The organism is Moorena sp. SIO3I6 (genome assembly GCF_010672095.1).
On sequence record NZ_JAAHHU010001390.1, the window covers coordinates 1 to 1349 of the forward strand.

1 protein-coding gene is annotated in these 1349 nt (G+C 45.4%); it reads left to right on the forward strand.

The features are described 5' to 3' along the window. Positions 1–1242, forward strand: a 1242-nt coding sequence (locus F6K49_RS49600) for a VWA domain-containing protein (protein WP_293110158.1), incomplete at its 5' end; no start/stop codon positions are given. Positions 1243–1349: the final 107 nt, after the last annotated feature.

The following is a 1349-nucleotide window of genomic DNA, read 5'->3' on the forward strand; positions in this document are numbered from 1 at the left end:
ATGAAAGTTGGTTTGCACCCAGCCCTTAACGATACTAATATTGATGCTAATCAACCGAGTAGTCAGCGTCAATTATCCGTGGCGATTTCTGCGATCGCTGCTTCCTCTAGTCGAAGTGTACCCTTGAATTTGTGTCTGGTACTCGACCACAGTGGCTCCATGCATGGGCAGCCCCTGGAAACTGTCAAGCAAGCAGCAGTGGGGTTAATTGAGCGCCTGCAACCGGATGACCGCCTCTCGATTGTGGCCTTTGACCACAGAGCGAAAGTGCTAGTTCGCAATCAACCGATGGGCAACCTAGACCAAATCAAACGAAAGATTAACCGACTTGCGGCTGATGGGGGTACTGCCATTGATGAAGGTCTAAAGCTAGGGGTTAAAGAATTAATTAAAGCTAAACAAGACACGGTATCTCAGGTGTTTCTGCTCACTGATGGGGAAAACGAACATGGCAATAATGAAAGCTGCATAAAATTAGCTGAACTGGCTGCTGAAAATAACTTGACTATTAACAGTCTGGGATTCGGTTCCAACTGGAACCAAGATATTTTGGAAAAAATTTCGGATATTGCTACTGGTAGCTTGTCTTACATTGAAGAACCAGAGCAAGCCCTGAGTGAGTTTGCACGTTTGTTCAACCGCATGCAGTCTGTGGGCTTAACTAATGCTTATCTGTTGTTGGATTTAATGCCAAAAGTGAGGTTAGCAGAACTTAAACCCATTGCCCAAGTAGAACCAGATGCCATTGAACTCCCAGCACAATCAGAAGGCAATCGCTTTATGGTACGTTTGGGAGATTTGATGACTGATTCAAAACGGGTGATTCTCGCTAACTTGTATGTTGGTAAAATGCCAGAGGGTCGTCAAACCATTGCCCATGTACAAGTCAAATATGATGACCCATCCAGTGGTGCCCAAGAGTTACTCTCGGAAATCGTGCCAGTTCAGGCAAATTTCCAGGAGGGTTATCAACCAGTTCCCAATCCTGAGGTACAGAAGCATATTCTAGCTTTAGCTAAATACCGTCAGACTCAAATTGCGGAAACAAAATTACAGCAGGGCGATCGCGCTGGGGCTGCCACCATGTTACAAACTGCGGCAAAAACGGCTATCCAGATGGGGGATAAAGGAGCCGCAACAGTACTGCAAACCAATGCTACGATTTTGCAAACTGGGGAAGACCTCTCAGAAGCTGATCGTAAGAAAACCAGAATTGTGTCTAAGACTCTGTTACAAGAGTGATCAATTGCAGGAGTAATCAAAAGGGTAGGGCATGATGCTTGCCCCCCTTTGCCAAAATATTTGCTTATACCAACAGGAATTACCCAGTCAGTCCTGTCCACACATAT